Genomic DNA, 13,166 nt, shown 5'->3' on the forward strand with positions numbered 1-13,166 from the left:
CCCGTCTGCCCCACCGAGGCAATCATCTCCGCCCGAAGCTCGTCAGCGAGCTGGCGAAGCTGGGAAGGGGCAAGCTTGCGAAGATCGTCAGGCGTATCAACCTGATCAAGAAGCGGCGTATGCGGATCGGTCCTCATGGCCCCGCGCGTTACCGGAGCAGAAGCGGCTTGTCGATTGCAGGTGGCTCGGCTTTGTTGACGAAACATGTCGCGCAGATTGGCGCGAACCACCTGAACCGCGTCTGACCTCCCTAGATGGCCGTCGCCAGATCGACGAGCCAATCGGGCGAAGCGGCGACGAGAACGGCTTCGACGAGCTTGTCACCGCCGGTGAAGATCATCACGCCGACGACCATCAGCAGCCCGCCAAGCACGCGCTTGCCGCTGCTGCCTGCCGACATCAGCCCACCGCGCCAGCGTGCGAGGAGCGAGCGGGTGGCGAAGGCCAGCACAAGCAGCACGCTGGCAATGCCGAGGCCGAAGGCGGCCATCGTCACGGCGACCATCGTCAGGTTCTCGCCTTGTGCCGCCAGCACCGTCGCCGCGCCGAGCGTCGGGCCGACGCAGGGGCTCCAGACGAGGCCGAGCAGCACGCCGATCCCCGCCTGTCCGATCAGACCGTAGCGCTCGAGCCCGGCCTTCTTCGCATTGGCCCAGTTGGCCAGCGGGCTGGCTGCTTGGGTGAGCATGTCCTGCACGTGGGGAATGACCAGCGCCACACCGGCAGCAACGAGCATCACGGCACCGGCGAGGCGTACCCAGTCGCCATCGAAGCCCGAGGCGGCGCCGATGGTCGCAAGGAGGAACCCCGTCAGCGTGAACGAAGCGACGAGGCCTCCGGCCAGCGCAAGCGGCCCGCGCGGGTGTGCCTGCGCCGCGCTGCCAAGCACGATAGGGACGAGCGGCAGCACGCAGGGCGAGAGGATGGTGAGCGCGCCCGCGGCATAGGCGAGCGCCGGGCTGAGGATATCGGCGGCCATGGCGTCAGCTGATCGTCTTGGCGAGCAGATCGTTGATCAGCTGCTTGTTGGTCATGTAGACGACGCGGCCGACTTCCTGCTTGCCCTTGTAGCCAATCAGCGTCGATTGCTTGGTCGCGCCGAGCGCCTTCCAGTAGTCCTTCTGGGTGTCGTAGTTGATCGAAAGGATCAGCAGCTTGTCATAGGCGGGCGCGGCGGTGGTCGCCTTGATCGTCCGGCCCTGCGAGGCGCAGACGAGGCACCACCAGGCCTTGACCTCGACCAGCACGGGGCGGCCCTGCGCCTGTGCGGCAGCCAGCGCGGCGGGGGTGTAGGCCTGACGCTCGGCGGCGAGGGCGGGGGTGGCAAACGAGGCAGCCGCAGCGGCGGCGAGGGCGATGGAAGCGATGGGACGGAACATGGGATACGGTCTCCTGAACTGATGTCCCTCCTTCGCCACGGCGGCCTCGCGGGTTACATCAGCCAGTCGAACGCGACTGGAACAGGGTGGCGATGAGGATACCTGCCGCCGCGAAGGCCGCGATGGGGAGCGCCTGCTCGAGCACGATTGACCAGCCTTTGCCGCGCAGCAGGACGCCGGTCGCGGCGCGGATGAAATGGGTCAGCGGAAAGACTTCGCCGAGGGCCTGCGCCCAGCGCGGCAATGTGGCGAAGGGGTAGAGGAACCCGGAGAGCAGCATCGAGGGCAGGTAGAACGCGACTGCCCCTTGCAGCGCCGCCAACTGCGTCTGCGCCCTTGCTGCAATGGCATAGCCGAGCACCAGATGCGCGGCGCAGAACAGCGGCAGCAGCGCGGCGAGCGCGGCTGCGCCTTGCGGCAAGGGCAGTTCGAACAGCCAGATGCCCACTGCCATGACGGCGAGGCCCTGCACGGTGCCGATCACGATGTAGGGCAGCAGCTTGCCGAGCAGCACTTCCCAGCGCGCGGCGGGGAGGATCAGGAGCGCTTCCCAGGTGCCGCCCTCCCGCTCGCGCGCGAGGCTGAGCGAGCCCAGCATGATCATCGCGATCATCACTGTCACCCCGATCAGGCCCGGCAGGAAGCTCCAGTCCGAGCGGGAGGCGGGGTTGTAGAGGCGCTCGGTCCTGAGGCCCGGGCCCGCCGCGTCGCTGCGTTCGGCAAGAGTGCGCCAGTAGGCGGTCTCGATCCGGGCAGTCGCGGCGGAGGAGAGCGCGGCGTTGCTTTCGTCGACCACGATCCGCAGCGGCCCGCCCTTGGCGAGCGGGTTGGCGAAGGAGCGTGCCTCGGGAACCTCGATGCCGATCACCGCGTTGCCATGCTTCACCGCAGCTTCGGCTGATCCGGGCTCGCCCTGCGCGACAACGAGAATGTTGCGCTGTTTTCGCAGCGTTTTGGCCACGTTTTCGGCATCGGTCGATGTGGGTGCGGCGACGGCGACGGCAACGGCGGCATCGGGGCGGATCGCGGTGCCGAACAGCACGATCTGGAGGAGCGGCACGACCACCAGCAAGGTCAGCGCGATGCGAGTGCGCAGCAGCCGCGCCCACTCGACCGCCGCAATGGCCATGATGCGCCTTGGCGCGTTCATCGCCGGGCCTCGGCGAGCACGGCGGCTTCGAGCGTCGGCGCGCCAGCCTCAGCGATCAGCGCGGCGGGGGTGGTCTGCGCACCGGCAAGGCCATCATGATATAGCATGATCTGCGGCAGCAGCTCCGCCTCGGTCAGATCGTGCGTGCTGACGATCACCGCGCTGCCCGTCGCCGCGATCTGCGTCATCCAATCCCACAGCGCGAGGCGGGTGACGACGTCGAGTCCGGCAGTCGGCTCGTCGAGCAGCAGGAGATCGGGCGCGTGGATGACACTGGCCGCGAACTGCGCGCGGCGGGCCCAGCCGCCAGAGAGGTGGGTGAATCGGCGGGAGGCGACTTCGCCGAGGCCAAAGCGCTCCAGCGCGTCGCCGACAGCTTTCGCGGGCAGGCCATGCATCCGCGCATGAAAGCGCAGGTTCTCGGTGACAGTCAGCTCCGGATAGAGCGCCAGCCGCTGGTTCATGTAGCCGATCCGCCGCCGGTCAAGCCCGCCGGAGCGCACTGCGCGGCCCAGCACGAAGCCTGCTCCGGCATCGGGCGTGACGAGCCCCGCCAGCATCCGCAAGGTTGTCGTCTTGCCGCCGCCGTTCGCGCCGACGAGCCCGAGCAGATCGCCGGGGCGCGCGCAGATGGTCACCTGACGGACCACTTCGCGGCCGTCGTAGGTCTTGGCGAGACCGCGTACGTCGACGACCGGTTCAGGCATGGCGGTAGGCGAAGCCGCCGTACATGTGCTTGCTCGCCTCAGCGCCGAGGATGACGATCTGTTGGCCAGGCGCGGCGTTGTGCCGGACGCTATCGAGCGCGATCCAGATGGCAGCGGAGCCGGTGTTGCCGATGCGGTCCGCCTGAACGAACATCCGTTCGGGCGGCAGGGCGAAGTGCGCGGCGGCGAGCGCGCCGATTCGGCCGCTGACCTGATGCGGGATCACATGGTGCGCAGCCTCGATGGGAGCGCCCTGCAGCGCTGCAGCCGCTTGGCCCGCGTCGAACAGGCGGTGGCCTTCGGCGCGGATGGCGGCGAAATCGTGGTCGAACCGCCGGGTGTGATGCTGACGGGAAATGCCCGGAGCGCGGTCCCGTCCCAGCGCGCCGAACCATGCCGCCTCGATGGCCGGGCGACCCTTCTCGGGTGTGCCCACGATCACCGCCCCGGCGCCGTCGCCCATCTGGACCATGTTGACGATCTGGTCCGGCTCACTGTCCAGCGCGGCGGGATCGAAGAAGAACGAACCGGTCTCGGAGCCGACGATGGCAACCGGGCCGCTGCCTGCCGCGACGAGCCCGAACGCGATCATGAGCGCGTTGGCAAAGCCGGTGCAGGCCTGCCGGAGTTCGACGTGCGGGCCGTCATAGCCTAGCCGGTCCGCAACATTCGCGACATTCGCGGGCAGAGGCTGATCGGGGGTCGTGGTATGGCCGATGAGGTAGGCGAGATCGCGCGGCTGCAATCCGGCGTTTGCCAATGCAGCTTGCACGGCCTTGGCCGCAAGCTCCGAATTGGCGGTGCCGCTGCGAGCAGGGTCACCCTGATCCTTGAAATTGCGCGCCAGGTGGCGGCTTTCGACGCCGAGGCGCCGCGCAATGGCCGCGGCCTCGCGCGTCCGGCTGAATCCGAAACGCTGCGCCATCATTGCGATCAGATCGTCGGTGGAGATCGGCGCGCCCGGCAGCGCCTGACCTGTACCGAGCACGGCCAGCCTTCCGCGCGATAGCCATGGCGCCATGCTCATGCGCGAAGCAAGCCTTGCGGCAGGGCGCGCAAGTCCGCCTGCAGGCGGGCCGGATCAACCGCCAGCCCCTCGAAGGCGTCGGCGGCGAGCGTTATCACATTGGCCAGCGCTTCGCGCGCGGCGGCGGCGACATCCTCGAACGGGCGACCTTCGGCGCGCTCCAGCACCAGCGCGCGGCTGAGGCGGACATGGCGCGTCTCGTCCCGCCGGATACGTGCGAGCATCTGCGCCACAGCGGTATCGTCGGAGACCGGGCCACCCGGCCGCAGCAGGCGACTCAGGATCAGGCAGACCCCGGCATCGATCGCGGCGATCCGGGCAAGGTGCGCCAAGGTAGAACCGCGTCCGAGCTGGATATGAAATCGGCGCGCTTGTTGCTGCAGCGCTTCGGTCGAAACGGCAGGCAGGGCCTCGGCAAGGCTGTGGAGCAAGCTGTCGTGGACGCGCTCTTCCTCGGCAATCGTGCGCAGAGCCACCGCTGTGGCAGGATCGCCGTCGCGTGCGGCAAGGCCGTCGAAGGCAATCGCCGCCGCTTCCTCGCCGCAGCCGAGCAGGGGCACCAGTGTGGCGAGCGCACTGGCGGCATCCGCGCCGAGCCGGACGTCAAGCGGCGCAGCGCGCAGGCGGGCGCGGCTGGCACCGAAGCAGAACGTCGTCGCGGTGGTCATGGTTTTCCTGAAATCTGGACGGTCGCCGTGAGCTTCGCGTGTACGGAGCGCGCGGTTACAGGTCCGGGGGCAGGTCAGGGCTCGCGATGGGCCGACTGGGCATTTTGGGGGTTCCAGCGCGGTCGGTTCGCGTGTTTGATGGATGCCCTGTTTCTCGAACGACTGGTAGACTTGAGGCAATGACAAGAGCTGGCGAAGGTCGCCTCAACCGGATCGTCTCGCGCGATCAGCTGGCGCTTGTGGCGGATGACATCGGGCCGATGACCGCGCCGGTCGTGATCCTGATGCACGGCGGCGGGCAGACCCGGCACAGCTGGTCCGGCGCCGCGCAGGCGCTGGCGCGGCGCGGCTACCGCGTGGTCAACGTCGACTTGCGCGGGCACGGCGACAGCGAGTGGTCCAAGACCGGTGCCTATTCGCTCGACGACCGCGTCGCCGATGTCGAGGCCATCGTGGCGCAGCTGGAGCAGCCCTTCGCGCTGGTCGGTGCCTCATTGGGCGGGGCGACGTCGATCCATGCGGTGGCTTCGGCGATCACGCCCGCGGCAGTGGTGCTCGTCGATATCGTGCCGCATCCGGAGCCGGAGGGGATCAACCGCATCGTCGGCTTCATGCGCGCGCATCCGAACGGGTTTGCGACGCTGGGCGAAGCGGTCGACGCGGTGGCGGCCTATAATCCGGCGCGCCCGCGGCCGCGCGATCCCAAAGGTCTGATGCGCAACTTGCGGCAGCGCGACGACGGCCGGTTCTATTGGCACTGGGACCCGCGGGTCGTCTCGCATCGTCCGGAAGACTTTCACGAAACGGTGCAGCGCTCCGCCGTCTCGCTAGCCCAAGCGGGCGTGCCGGTGCTGCTGGTGCGCGGGCTCAAGAGCGATGTGGTGAGCGACGCCGGGGTGGCCGCCTTCCGCGAACTCGTGCCGCATCTCGAGGTCGCCGACGTCGGCGGCGCTGGCCACATGGTGGCAGGCGACCGCAACGACGCCTTCAACGACGCCGCGATCGCCTTCCTCGAGCGGCATATGCCGCTGGCCTGAGCCTAGCTTATTGCGCCGCCTTCCAGTCGCGGCGCAGCTTCTTGGCGAGGCTCCACTTGTGGACTTCGGTCGGGCCGTCATAGATGCGGAAGGCACGCACTTCGCGGAACATCGTCTCGACGATGGTCTTGTCGGTCACGCCGAGGCCGCCCATCACCTGCACGCACTTGTCCGCCACGCGCATCAGGGCTTCCGACACCGCGACCTTGGTCATCGAGCTTTCGACCGTGCCAAGCGAGCCGGTGTCGAGCACCGAGGCGCACCAGTCGATCATCAGTTCGCACTGCTTGAGGTCGATCATGTTCTCCGCGAGCATGAAGCCGACGCCTTCGTGGTCGATCAGGTGCTTGCCGAAGGCCATGCGGCGGTTGGCATAGTCGGTCGCGATTTCCTGCGCGCGCATGCAGCCGCCCAGCCAGCGCATGCAGTGCGAGAGGCGGGCAGGGGAGAGGCGGATCTGCGCATACTTGAAGCCCTCGCCGGCATCGCCCAGCATCTGGTCCGCCGGAATGCGCAAGTTGTCGATGGTGATCTCGGCGTGGCTGCCGGGCATCGAGCTGTCGATCGTGTTGGGAACCCCTGTGATCCGGATCGCCGGGTCCGGCAGGTCGACGAGGAACATGCACGCGCCGCCCTTGCTGTCCGGATCCTCGGACTTGGCCATCACGATGCCCACCTTGGCGCCCTCGGCCCCGGTGATGAAGCACTTCCTGCCGTTCACCACCCAGTGGTTGCCGTCCTTGCGGCAGGTCGTCAGCATCATCGAAGGGTCCGCGCCCGCGCCGTTGAGTTCGGCGGGTTCGGTCATGAAGAAGGCCGAACGCGCACGACCTTCGATCAGCTGCTTGAGGAACCGTTCCTTGAGGTGCTGGCTGCCGACATGGCCGATGAGGTACATGTTGCCCTCGTCCGGCGCCTGGGTGTTGCAGGCCAACATGCCGAGCGGCGTGAGGCCCGACTTGATCAGGATCACCGCTGTCTCGCGCTGGTTGAAATGGCTGCCGTCCGGGCGGATATGCGGGGTGAGCACGCCCGCCTCGCGCGCCAGTTCGCGCATTTCCATCACGAGTTCGTCGGTCGGCGCGCCGTGGTGGTCGCGGCGCGGGTCCTGCTCGTAGGGGAAGATCTTCTCCCGCACGAATGCTTCGACCCTTGCGGCCATTTCCAGCGCTTCGCTGCTGATCGTCATGTGCGGACCTTTCCGGAGAAAACAGGCATGATGCACGGCGGCCTTGGGGGCCGCGCGGGGATGAATCAACTCCCCGGTTTAGATAAGGCCGTCTTCCGGCGCGGCGCTTGTGACAGTCACGGCGATGGTGACGAAGTCGATGACGCTGCACCAGCTCGTAATCCAGCGTGGCAAGGCGCGGCTTGGCGACGCCGGGCGAGCGGTCGCTGCGGACTTCCTGCGCCACTAGATCGCGTGCGGATTCGGCCATCGCATCGCGGACACCGGCAAGGCGCAGCGCGCTGGCGGACTGGTGCGGGTTGCCGATGATGAAGCCGATGCGGCGGTGGCCAAGGCCGAGGATATGCCGCGTCATGTCATGTGCGGCCTGATAGTCGTCGATCATCACCACGCCGTGATGCGCTTCGGCCTGGCCGGGGCCGATCAGGACCGCGTGCGTGCCAGCGCGGCGCAGGCGGGTGAGCAATGCTGTATCGTCGCACAGCGGCGGCGGCAGGAGGAAGCCATCGCCCCCGCTTTCGATCAGGCGCTGGATCATGCGCGACTGGTCGCGTTCGGGATCGCAGCGTTCGACCATGAGGTTGGCGTCAAGCCGGGTCGCGGCGTCCATGCAGCCGACGCCGGGCTGTATCTCGGAGGTCGCCCCGGCGGTCGAGGACTTGCGTCAGATTTAATCAGCGATTAGATAGAGGGCGGACGGCACAGCGCCGTTCGGGATTCGCGCCGCTCGCGCGCAGGGGTTTGGCAGGCAATGGGTTCTCTGAAGTACGGCGTCTCGGTCTACAGCTACGTCAACGACTATGCCTCGGTGATGACGCTGGAAGACGCCTTCGATCACATCGCCGATACCGGCGCGACCGGCATCGAAATCCTCGGCGAGGGGCAGATCGAAGGCTATCCCGAACCCTCCAGCGCCTTCCTCGACCGGTGGTTCGGCCTTGTTGATCGCTACAAGCTCGAGCCCACCAACATGTGCGGCTGGATCGATACGCGCATCACGCTTGCCCGCAACATCACCGTGGAGGAAGGCGCCGCCGAACTTGCGCAAGACCTCAAGCTCGCCGCGCGCCTCGGCTTCAAGTTCTACCGCCCCAAGTTCGGCGTCACCTCGCACGAGCTTGATCCCGATCCGCAGTGGGAAGCCTATGTCGAGCGCAATCTCGATCTCGCGCACCAGCTCGGCGTGGTGATCTGCCCTGAAATCCATGCGCCGACGCCGATCAGGCACCGTGTCACCGATGGCTACATCCAGTTCATCGAGCGCACCGGCACCAGGAACTTCGGCCTGATGATCGATACCGGCATCTTCCAGGATCGCCCGCTCACGCACTGGGGCTCGCACCAGATCAACGACGAAGCGCGCAAGCACATGGAATTCCTGAACGGCATCAAGGTGCCGCCCGAGCAGTTCCTCGAAATCGCGCAGTATGTCGTGTTCATCCAGGCCAAGTTCCACGACATCGACGACAGCCTCGAGGATCTCAACATCCCGTGGCGCCCGGTCATGTCGGCGATTCTGCGGTCGGGCTACTCGGGCTGGCTTTCGAGCGAATACGAAGGCCTGCGCAGCCCGTGGCGCGCGATCGATCAGGTCCGCCGCCAGCAAGTGCTCCTGCGCAAGCTCGAAGCCGAATTCGACGCCGGCACGCTCGCCTGAGCACGCTTTCCGGAGATACCAAGATGCTTGAACACCAGCTCATCCAAAGCACCGGCTTCCGCAATGTCGGCCCGGTCGGCGCGCGCACCGGCTTCGCGGTGCGTATCCGCATTCCCAACTATCATGGCACCCGTCTCTGCCAGCTCGACGGCTTCACCGTCACCGTCGACGGCGAAGTCTTCCCCTTCGAACAGAACAGCCTTGGCATCCGAGACGAGGTCTACACGCTGGCCGAGCTGCGCGAGGAAACCGAAGCGCGCTGGGGCCTCACTGAATGGGGCGAGATCCTTGTCGACAAGCCCGGCGGCCTCGAACCCGGCGTGCACAAGGTCGAAGTGCTCGCCCGCATCCGTTATTCCTACTTCCCGCCCGACGTGCACATTTTCCCAATGCACGAAGCGCGCATGGCGACAATCTGCATGCCCTAAAGCGGGCGAACGCTGAGCCGCATCTCGGCGCTGAGCGTCTCACCCGGCGCCAGCGCAGGCATCGGCGCGCCGGGATCGCGCCCGTTCAGCGCATCGGTCAGGTGGCTGACGGGTTCAACACAGAACCAGTCGCTGCCTTGCGGCGCGTAGACCGCCGTGCGGCTCAGGTTGGCGGAGGGCGTGATGGTCACCGCCATTGCGCGTTCCGGCCAGATGATTTCCAGCGGGCCCTGTCGCCCCGAATAGACCGTATCGACCACCCGCGTGCTGACGGGGCGGCCTTCCCACCAATCGAACGGCGTGTCGCGCTCGTCGAGCGTGACCGGCAGCGGATTGCCTTCGCCGCGCCATTCGCCGCGATGAAGGCCGATGAAGCGGGTTGCATCCGTGCGCGGGAAATAGGGGTGGAAGCCGAGGCCCGCCGGCATCGGCTCCTCCCCCGTGTTGGTGAGCGACAACCGTGCGGTCAGCCCATCGGCCTCAAGGACGTACTCCACCGCTGCCCGATAGGGCCACGGCCACTCTCCCCCGTGGCGTTCATGGCCAAGTTCCAGCCAGTCCTCGCCTGACTGCAGCACATCCCACCCCGTGAGCCAGCCATAGCCGTGGATCGGATTGTACGCGTCCTCGTCGCCGAAATTGGGCGGGATCGCCATCGCGCGGCCGTTCCAGTCGAAGCGCCCGCCCGCGATCCGGTTGGCAAAGGGCACCATCAGGAAACAGCCGACATCGAGAATGCCCGGCCCTTCTGCCTCGCGCATCACCGGCTCACCGCGCCAGGTGAACGATAGGATCGAACCGCCGCGCTCCGGGGCGACAACCAGCCGGTAGTCGCCCGCCGCAATCGCCAGACGCACTTCGCGCTCGTCAGTCTGCCGCGGTAAGCGCGCCGAGGTGGGTTTCCCAGTTGATCGTGTCATTGTGCGAATGGGTAAAGCCTATGGCGCGCTCGAAGTCGACACAGGCCTTGGTCCGGAATGCAGCGATATAGGTCCGCCGCCAGCGGTCCGGAGACGAATTGCCACCCGAACCGTGGATGATCATCTCGTCATGCACGGTGATATCGCCGCGCTGCAGCGGCAGTTCGACCACCGGATCGTCCGCCGTCAGTTCCACGCTGAGGATGTGCGATTTCTCGCGGTCCTCGCCCATCAGCGGCCGGTGCGGGCGCAGGCCCTTGCGGTGCGAGCCGGGCACCACCCGCAGGCACCCGTTCTCGCTGTCCGCATCGTCGAGCGCGAGGCTGCAGGTCGCGGTCAGCGGTTCGGGCGTGCCGGTCGGCCAGTAGCCAAGGTCCTGATGCCAGGTGAACACGGCATCGGGTTTTGCGGGGCGCTTGGCGAGGAACTGGTCGTAGTCGAGCGTGGCGGTCTCGCCGATCAATTGGCGCGAGATGGAGGCCGCGCGCCTCTCGAACAGGTTGTCCCGGATCTCGGGCCGATAGCGGCGCGGCAGCACGGCATTCACCAGCGCAAAGTCTTCGAACTTGCGGCCGTAGGGGCCCGACATGTCGCAGAAATCGCGGCCCATGCCCGCCACTTCGCCGCGGATGAAGCGGTCGAACTCGGGCTCGATCGCGGCCAGTTCGCCCTCGCTCAGCACCCCGCGCAGGGTGACATAGCCGTCGCGGTGGAACTGTTCGATCTCGTCCGGCGAAAGAATGTAGTCGTCGCCCTGCTGTCCCGAACCGCTCATTTCGCCCCTCCCGTTGCGACGATCCGCGGCAGGCGCGTGATCGGGGTGATCGTGATGTCGCGGAACCATGTCTCCGCGCCTTCGGACTGCAGCTGGATGCGCCCGCGCACCAGCGGCCGCCTCACGCCCTTGGCATCGGTCGTGGTCAGGCCGCTCGCCGCCATAACGGGCACGCCGTTCACGACATGGATCGAGCGGTCACCCAGCGTGTAGATATCAAGCGTGTTCCACTCGCCGAGCGGCTTCTCGGCATTGCGGTTGGCATCGACATTGAAGGCCGGCATCTGGATCGGCAGCAACGGCCCGCCCGGCATATAGCGTCGGAAGGGATAGGGGATCGTTGGATCGCGTCCAACCTCGACCTTCGCGCCCGCGCGCCAGTCGACGGTCTGGAAGGAATGCGTCCCCTTGGAATCGCCCACCGCCAGCAGCATGCCGACCGATCCCGGCACGACCTCGAACTCCAGCGCGGACATCCACGTCCCGAAAAACGCGCCGTATGCGCCGTGCGAATGATAGAGCACGCCGTTGTTGCGCGGCATCGGGAACCACGCGTGCTCGCCCCATTTGAACTGCAGGTGCAGGTGGTAGTTGCCATAGCTGCGCTTGGTCAGCAGGCCGCCCCAGATCTTGCCGCTGACATGGATGGCCGGGCGGCCATCGGTCTGCTCGACGCGGAACACCCCGGTCGTGTCATGATTGAGGCCGATCGGCGCCGCGGTCGGCTGGCCATAGGTATCCCGCGCGTCGGCATAGCCCAGCCAGCTGTCCCATCCAGTGAGGTCGCGCCCGTTGAACAGCGGCGCCGCGCGGCCCTGTTGTGCGCCGGCCAGTTTCAGGGTCTGCGCGCGGAACGGCGGGTCCTTGGCGATGACCGCCTGCTCTTCCGGCGTCGATCCATCGGGCGCGCCTCCTTGCGCCCGAGCAAGGGCAGGGGCAGCCAGCATCGCCGCACTGAGCAGGGTTGAAATCAGCCGGGGCATCGCACTCTCCGTTCTATTTAATCAGTGATTAAATTGTCGGCGAGCGCGAGTCAACCGCCTCCCGCACCGCGCAGGCTGGCATCATCGCGGAATGGTGGTAGGACAGCAGCGCAACCGGGAAAGCGCATGGCGAGCAAGAAGCCGTACCACAAAGAGGATCTCAGGGGCGATCTGCTCAAGGCCGGCCGCGCATGGATCGAGGCGAACGGCCATGTCGGCCTGTCCATGCGCACGCTCTCGCAGCAAGTCGGCGTCTCCCCCGGTGCGCCCTATCATCATTTTCCGGACCGCCGCGCCTTCCTGCTGGCGCTCGCGCTCGATGGCTTCCGCGAAATGCTGGCCCAGTCGCAAGGCATTGCTGCCAGCCGTGCTGATCCGGGCGCCAAGCTGCACGCGATGGGCACCGAATTCATCCGCTTTGCCGAGGAGAACCCCCGCCTCGTCGACCTGATGTACGAAAGCGAGCTCACCAGTCCCGCGCTCGACGAGGAATTGCTCGCCTTCCAGCAGCAAGGCCACACCGCGCTGCGCACCGCGATCGACGAGGCCATGCCCGGCCTTGGCGAGGAAGCGGCGGACTTGCGCACGCTCGCTTTCTGGTCCGCGATCTACGGTTTCGCCTCGATGCGCCGCAAGGGCGTGATCCGCCCGGTCCCTGGCACGACCACGCTCACGGCCCTCGCCGAAGCCATTGTCGACCGCGCCATCGTCGCAGCCTTGGCGGCCTGACGTGGACAAGCTCGACCGCCAGCTTCTCGCGCTCCTGCAAACCGATGCCTCGCGCGCCCACGCGGATCTCGCCAAGCTGGTGAACCTTTCGCCCAGCCAGGTTTCCCGCCGCGTCGCCCGGCTCGAAGCGGATGGCTATATCCGCGCTACCGTCGCCCTGCTCAGCGAAGCCGCGCTCGGCCTGCAGGTCGAAGCCTATGTCGCCGTCGCCATGGCGAGCTATGCGCCGGATGTCGTGCGCGGTTTCCATGCGCGCATTTCCGCGCTGGAAGAAGTGCTCGATTGCCGCGCCACGACCGGCGATTCCGATTATCTCCTGCGCATCGTCGCCCGTGATCTTGCCAGCTATTCGCGGCTCATGAACGAGCAGCTCCTCGGCCACGGCGATGTCGCCAGCGTGCGCTCCAGCGTGGTGCTCGACCGGATCAAGCACACCACCAGCCTGCCACTTCCCCCCACATCGGCCTGAACCGCTTGCCCGCCCGGCAAAGGCGCGCAATACTTTGGCCAATAAGAA

The 13,166-nt window shown here is 67.0% G+C and carries 16 protein-coding genes and 1 pseudogene; 5 read left to right on the forward strand and 12 right to left on the reverse strand.

Annotation, left to right across the window (positions count from 1 at the left end; genetic code table 11):
* The 7 genes from NDB2M1_RS22155 to NDB2M1_RS16390 form a co-directional block, all read right to left on the reverse strand.
* Window positions 1-137 (reverse strand): 1-deoxy-D-xylulose-5-phosphate synthase N-terminal domain-containing protein (locus tag NDB2M1_RS22155; RefSeq protein ID WP_143146807.1); only part of this gene is annotated, 137 nt, incomplete at its 3' end.
* A 113-nt stretch (window positions 138-250) separates the two neighbouring features.
* Window positions 251-979 carry a cytochrome c biogenesis CcdA family protein gene (locus NDB2M1_RS16365; protein WP_054123346.1) on the reverse strand — a complete coding sequence of 243 codons (729 nt, stop codon included), beginning with the start codon at window positions 977-979 and terminating at the stop codon, window positions 251-253.
* A 4-nt stretch (window positions 980-983) separates the two neighbouring features.
* Entirely contained in the window at window positions 984-1,379 is a 396-nt protein-coding gene (locus NDB2M1_RS16370; RefSeq protein ID WP_054123345.1) for a thioredoxin family protein, read from the reverse strand.
* A gap of 58 nt (window positions 1,380-1,437) precedes the next feature.
* Complete coding sequence (locus NDB2M1_RS16375; protein ID WP_072383946.1) at window positions 1,438-2,529, reverse strand: ABC transporter permease; 1,092 nt, start codon at window positions 2,527-2,529, stop codon at window positions 1,438-1,440.
* The gene (locus tag NDB2M1_RS16380; protein ID WP_072383947.1) at window positions 2,526-3,236 is read right to left on the reverse strand and encodes an ABC transporter ATP-binding protein; all 711 of its coding nucleotides are present in this window, start codon (window positions 3,234-3,236) and stop codon (window positions 2,526-2,528) included. Before NDB2M1_RS16380 ends, NDB2M1_RS16375 begins: the two co-directional genes overlap by 4 nt.
* On the reverse strand, window positions 3,229-4,263 hold the full coding sequence (locus NDB2M1_RS16385; protein WP_253185921.1) for a 3-oxoacyl-ACP synthase III family protein: 1,035 nt from the start codon (window positions 4,261-4,263) through the stop codon (window positions 3,229-3,231). Before NDB2M1_RS16385 ends, NDB2M1_RS16380 begins: the two co-directional genes overlap by 8 nt.
* Complete coding sequence (locus NDB2M1_RS16390; protein WP_083554922.1) at window positions 4,260-4,931, reverse strand: ferritin-like domain-containing protein; 672 nt, start codon at window positions 4,929-4,931, stop codon at window positions 4,260-4,262. The genes NDB2M1_RS16385 and NDB2M1_RS16390 overlap by 4 nt, the downstream gene beginning before the upstream one ends.
* Before the next feature lie 179 nt (window positions 4,932-5,110).
* Between NDB2M1_RS16390 and NDB2M1_RS16395 the strand changes: the two genes are divergently transcribed.
* Window positions 5,111-5,968 (forward strand): alpha/beta fold hydrolase, encoded by an 858-nt coding sequence (locus NDB2M1_RS16395; protein ID WP_072383949.1) that lies wholly within the window; start codon window positions 5,111-5,113, stop codon window positions 5,966-5,968.
* Between the two features lie 7 nt (window positions 5,969-5,975).
* Here the strand turns inward: NDB2M1_RS16395 and NDB2M1_RS16400 are convergent, their stop codons facing one another.
* Together NDB2M1_RS16400 and NDB2M1_RS23420 are read right to left on the reverse strand one after the other, a co-directional pair.
* Window positions 5,976-7,157 carry an acyl-CoA dehydrogenase family protein gene (locus NDB2M1_RS16400; RefSeq protein ID WP_072383950.1) on the reverse strand — a complete coding sequence of 394 codons (1,182 nt, stop codon included), beginning with the start codon at window positions 7,155-7,157 and terminating at the stop codon, window positions 5,976-5,978.
* Window positions 7,158-7,434: 277 nt separating this feature from the next.
* Window positions 7,435-7,767: pseudogene (locus NDB2M1_RS23420) on the reverse strand (LacI family transcriptional regulator); the annotation flags it as partial.
* 141 nt (window positions 7,768-7,908) lie between these two features.
* On the opposite strand from NDB2M1_RS23420, the gene NDB2M1_RS16410 reads away from it, so the two are divergent.
* Together NDB2M1_RS16410 and NDB2M1_RS16415 are read left to right on the forward strand one after the other, a co-directional pair.
* Window positions 7,909-8,814, forward strand: coding sequence for a sugar phosphate isomerase/epimerase family protein (locus tag NDB2M1_RS16410; protein WP_072383951.1), 906 nt, complete (start codon window positions 7,909-7,911; stop codon window positions 8,812-8,814).
* A 23-nt stretch (window positions 8,815-8,837) separates the two neighbouring features.
* On the forward strand, window positions 8,838-9,242 hold the full coding sequence (locus tag NDB2M1_RS16415) for a C-glycoside deglycosidase beta subunit domain-containing protein (protein WP_072383952.1): 405 nt from the start codon (window positions 8,838-8,840) through the stop codon (window positions 9,240-9,242).
* On the opposite strand, the gene NDB2M1_RS16420 is transcribed toward NDB2M1_RS16415, so the two are convergent.
* The 3 genes from NDB2M1_RS16420 to NDB2M1_RS16430 are packed head-to-tail and all read right to left on the reverse strand — an operon-like array spanning window position 9,239 to window position 11,920.
* Window positions 9,239-10,099, reverse strand: a complete 861-nt coding sequence (locus NDB2M1_RS16420) for an aldose 1-epimerase (RefSeq protein ID WP_072383953.1) — start codon at window positions 10,097-10,099, stop codon at window positions 9,239-9,241. The two genes, NDB2M1_RS16415 and NDB2M1_RS16420, sit on opposite strands and share 4 nt — an antisense overlap.
* Before the next feature lie 10 nt (window positions 10,100-10,109).
* Window positions 10,110-10,937, reverse strand: coding sequence for a phytanoyl-CoA dioxygenase family protein (locus tag NDB2M1_RS16425; protein WP_072383954.1), 828 nt, complete (start codon window positions 10,935-10,937; stop codon window positions 10,110-10,112).
* Window positions 10,934-11,920, reverse strand: a complete 987-nt coding sequence (locus tag NDB2M1_RS16430) for a 3-keto-disaccharide hydrolase (protein WP_083554925.1) — start codon at window positions 11,918-11,920, stop codon at window positions 10,934-10,936. The genes NDB2M1_RS16425 and NDB2M1_RS16430 overlap by 4 nt, the downstream gene beginning before the upstream one ends.
* 126 nt (window positions 11,921-12,046) lie before the next feature.
* Between NDB2M1_RS16430 and NDB2M1_RS16435 the strand changes: the two genes are divergently transcribed.
* Complete coding sequence (locus NDB2M1_RS16435) at window positions 12,047-12,649, forward strand: TetR/AcrR family transcriptional regulator (protein ID WP_072383955.1); 603 nt, start codon at window positions 12,047-12,049, stop codon at window positions 12,647-12,649.
* A 1-nt stretch (window position 12,650) separates the two neighbouring features.
* The gene (locus tag NDB2M1_RS16440) at window positions 12,651-13,118 is read left to right on the forward strand and encodes an Lrp/AsnC family transcriptional regulator (protein ID WP_072383956.1); all 468 of its coding nucleotides are present in this window, start codon (window positions 12,651-12,653) and stop codon (window positions 13,116-13,118) included.
* The last annotated feature ends 48 nt before the right edge of the window (window positions 13,119-13,166 follow it).

Origin of the sequence: Novosphingobium sp. NDB2Meth1 (assembly GCF_900117425.1) — a bacterium.
In the GTDB taxonomy this organism is placed as follows: domain Bacteria; phylum Pseudomonadota; class Alphaproteobacteria; order Sphingomonadales; family Sphingomonadaceae; genus Novosphingobium.